This window comes from Xanthomonas sp. D-36-1, assembly GCF_017746155.1.
Lineage (GTDB): Bacteria > Pseudomonadota > Gammaproteobacteria > Xanthomonadales > Xanthomonadaceae > Xanthomonas > Xanthomonas cissicola.
The window spans coordinates 1-2,884 of the sequence record NZ_JAGHWR010000136.1 but is presented as its reverse complement, the minus strand read 5'-3'; the positions used below and the strand labels follow the sequence as shown (position 1 = coordinate 2,884).

The window sequence follows — 2,884 nt, the reverse complement described above, 5'->3', positions numbered from 1 at the left end:
GGATTGTTCAGAGTTTCCTTAGTGTCGTCTCCCACCAACTCACGCTGGCGAACACGTCGTCCGAATACCACCACTTGTTTGAACTGTGTATCGACCGCACGGTAGATGCTCAGATCAGCGAAGTGACGTGTCAGCCACCCGACCAGTTCGGGGTCGAGCACGTATGACGGCACCATAAAAATGAGGATGCCGTCGTATTGCAGGAACTGCAGCGTCCTCTGGTAGAAAAGCTTTTCGAGACGGGCACGGCCCTTGCCCTCGTAGCCAATGTTGCCATTGGCATCTCTAGCTAGATCGCCGTAAGGAGGGTTAAGCCACAGCAGGCCGAAGCTCTGCCGCGCAATCACTGTGTCCATAACATCGCCATGGAGGCAGTGGTCGACCAGTGAGTGAGCGTGGTTTGCACGCTCCTGGTCGTACTCAACCGCGAAAGAGGTGGTCCGCTCGTGCCCGAGTACGTGTGCAGCTTCTGCGATGGCAACGCCTTCGCCGGCACAGGGATCGATGATGCACATTGGCCCATCGCTGGGCGCCAGTGCGGAAAGCGCCCGTTCGAGCGTGGCTTCGTCGGTCGGGTAGTACCCGTTCTTGGCGAAATTGCGGGCAAGCCGCGGGAACATGAGTGCCATAGCAGTCTCCTAATTGGCTAGGGAAATGAAAGGCAGAAGCGCGCGGGGTGCGCGCAACTGCGTGACAGGTAGATCAGGCCATCACATCAATCAGCAACTTCGGGTCAGCCGACTGCGGATGGGCAGTGAGGACACCGCTACGAATCAACTGACTCAATGCCTCAGTAAGCGTCGGGACATCGAGCGCCAACTGAAAACCTTGCAGTGGACCGAGAGCTACAGGCATGTTCTTGAGCATGAAGCGCTCGCGTAGCAGCGCCAGTACCGGCTCTTGCCAGTGATCAAGCAACGGTAGCGGACAGGTATCTTTGACGAGGTGCCACAGTCGTAAGGTCGGATCAGTTGCGTGGCGCGGCAGCAGTGCAACCGCGCTGGCGTTGCTCTTATCAGGTCGAATGCAACGCCGGTCGAACAGCCAAAGATTGACTATGGAACCAAACAGCGTGCGGCGATATGCGCGGGTTAGTCGCTTTTCAAAACGATCGATTGACCCGACGAATACGGGGACATTGCCCCCTTGTTCGTTGATGAGATGAAGCTGATCCAGACCATCCTCGTCGCGACCCAGGGTCAACCGAGCCAACAACTGCTGGACCGCAGTATCACGAGCCCATATTGAGAGGAAAACTAGATCACCTTGATCGCCGCAGACAAAGGCGTCGGCCATAAGGTCGCTGCACTCGTCGATGCGATAGAGAGGGTGTGTGAAAGCACCGTTAGACATGCTGGTGTCCTCGTAGATAGCGAGGGGCAGCAACGCCCGCGGGGGCAAAGCTGCCCCGTGGGATGGAAGAAAGAGCCGCTAATCGGCTTCGAATTCGCCCTTGTGCGGATTGAACCGCAACACGACCCCTACATTGCGGATCGGCGTGTGGCCAGCGAGATACATGTTGATCCGATAGCGAGGCCGAAAGCTGATCGCGTCTCGCGCCTGTACCTCTGTCAGGCCAGATTGGATTAAGTACTGCACTAACTCATCGTCAGACGAGTCTTCATCGTTGGAAAGCTGACCCTCAACCAGGCCTAGCAGTTCGGGTGATAGGGATTGCAGCGAGGTCTTCATCGTGCACTCCTAGTACGAACCGCAACCCGCTGGGCAATAACCCAGCTCGATGCCGTGCGTGCAGCAGCCATTCTCGGCATTCCAGTTCTGAGCCTCCTGCCTCTCGGCAGGTGTTGCGTAGCTCCATTCGTGTGTTGCAATTTGCAAAGCATGCGCACGCTGTGTTTCGGGCAATCGGACAACGAGACTATCAATCGTCGAGCTGAAGCGGTCGACGTAGTATTCGTAAGACAAGCCGCAACCATTGTTGGCCTGTGCGGCAACGGTCTCACAGACGGCGCGCCACATATTTTCATCAAGCGCAGCGTCAGCATCACCGGAGAGCTGTAAGTCTGTATTGCAAGCAAATATCGACATGATAGAGACCTCAAGAAGAAGGCCAGAGTCCTCCCCGGCCGGGAAGGAACTCCAGCGGGGGATGAAGCACCGTGCATGGGGCGCTGTGATTACGCCACCTGCTGATGCAACTGGCGTTTCCATTCCTGCAACTTGAAATCAAGCGCATAGCCCAAGTCGCCTAGACGAGCGATCTGTGCGCGCAGCGTTCGCCGGTCAATGGTTGAATCCAGCTTCACGGATTCTCCCAACGGCCATAGCGTGCCGAACAACGCAACGTCATCGCTGTCAGGGCTACCAGAGTCGCCCACCGTCACCAATGGCGCTCCCACACCAAAAGGTGTGGTATCCATCAGAGGATCAGTCGATGCCCGCACTGCGGCAGATTCCGAACCGAGCGTTGCGCGCGTTTTCTCCACGGGTTGCGACCCCAGTTCCTCATCAAGTGGATCCACCTCCTGAGAAGCGAAGCTGTGAGCATCATCTCGGCTCAATCGGTCGATCCCTGAAAGGGTCATTCCGTCCAGATTGGCCCGGATCTCGAAACGCATTCCACCAGCTGTGGGATAGGCTTTGGGATAAATGAAGCGTATGTGGAATTCGCCGTCATACTTGCCTTCGGCGTATTGCTCAAGCTCTGCATCCTTGACCGCAAACTCACCGTGAGGTGTGACGAGACGTCCTACATTGAACGGGCCGTTACGTCCGCGGATGGTGCGCAGCGTGAGCTGTCCAGAGACAATTATCGGTGAAGCGAATTGAAGGGTTGATTTAGCCGCCATTACGGTGCTCCTTGTGATGAAGCTGATGATGAAAAAAAGCGGACCGCGCCCATTAAGGATGGTCTGATCAATGC

Annotated in this window: 5 protein-coding genes; all 5 read right to left on the bottom strand. The window is 56.4% G+C overall.

Translation table 11 applies throughout. The features are described from left to right. A partial coding sequence (locus tag J7367_RS22015; RefSeq protein ID WP_244672367.1) for a DUF6094 domain-containing protein occupies window positions 1-629 on the bottom strand: 629 nt, incomplete at its 3' end. A 73-nt stretch (window positions 630-702) separates the two neighbouring features. Then, window positions 703-1,353: a hypothetical protein gene (locus J7367_RS22010; protein ID WP_039574870.1), complete on the bottom strand. Its 651-nt coding sequence runs from the start codon at window positions 1,351-1,353 to the stop codon at window positions 703-705. 78 nt (window positions 1,354-1,431) lie between these two features. After that, complete coding sequence (locus J7367_RS22005; RefSeq protein WP_039574854.1) at window positions 1,432-1,692, bottom strand: hypothetical protein; 261 nt, start codon at window positions 1,690-1,692, stop codon at window positions 1,432-1,434. Between the two features lie 9 nt (window positions 1,693-1,701). After that, on the bottom strand, window positions 1,702-2,049 hold the full coding sequence (locus J7367_RS22000) for a hypothetical protein (protein ID WP_081027840.1): 348 nt from the start codon (window positions 2,047-2,049) through the stop codon (window positions 1,702-1,704). 89 nt (window positions 2,050-2,138) lie between these two features. Beyond that, on the bottom strand, window positions 2,139-2,810 hold the full coding sequence (locus J7367_RS21995; protein WP_039574856.1) for a DUF3275 family protein: 672 nt from the start codon (window positions 2,808-2,810) through the stop codon (window positions 2,139-2,141). Between the last annotated feature and the right edge of the window lie 74 nt (window positions 2,811-2,884).